Below are 642 nucleotides of genomic sequence, written 5' to 3'. Positions count from 1 at the left end.
GCATTATCCCGCCGAAATAAAGTGGAAAGTAGTTGAAATGAAACACCAAGGATTCAAAAATAAAGAAATTATGGATGCCTTAGGAATTAGACATGTGGCTCAAATTAAAACTTGGATGAAATGGTATCGTGAAGGCGAAACCTATCGGTTTGAACAATCTATTGGAAGACAATCTGCACATGGAAAAGGCTTAAAAAGGTTAACAGAACTTGAACAAAAAGAATTAGAAATACGTTATTTAAAGGCAAAGATTATATTGCTGGAAAAGTGCCAAGAAATCTTAAGGAGGTGGGAGGAAAAGAAGAAATAATGAAAATGATAAAGGAATGGCAATCAATTTTTACAATTGCAGAACTGTGTTCCATATTTAATATTTCACGTGCTACTTATTATCGTTGGAAAAAGCAGGAGAAAACAGTAACTAACCATGAAGAAAAAACCGTAATAGAAATATGTCAACATCATAAATATCGGTATGGATATCGTCGGGTTACAGCTTGTCTACGTGATCAATTTAACATCGTAATGAATCATAAAAAAGTATTACGTATCATGAGAAAATACAACGTATTATCTCGGGTTAGAAAAAAGAAAAAGATATTTGTACTCGGTCATGAACCAGTGGTAGCTAAAAATAGAATA

The 642-nt window shown here is 32.9% G+C and carries 1 protein-coding gene and 1 pseudogene; both read left to right on the top strand.

The features are described 5' to 3' along the window. Positions 1-310, top strand: a pseudogene (locus JDS95_RS30445) (IS3 family transposase); the annotation flags it as partial. A 5-nt stretch (positions 311-315) separates the two neighbouring features. After that, the coding region (locus JDS95_RS30440) for an IS3 family transposase (protein ID WP_199691047.1) at positions 316-642 on the top strand (327 nt) is incomplete at its 3' end.

Source organism: Bacillus cereus group sp. N24, from assembly GCF_016483345.1.
Lineage (GTDB): Bacteria > Bacillota > Bacilli > Bacillales > Bacillaceae_G > Bacillus_A > Bacillus_A toyonensis.
Note: the sequence above shows the minus strand (reverse complement) of the source record. Positions and strands in the feature narration are given on the sequence as shown.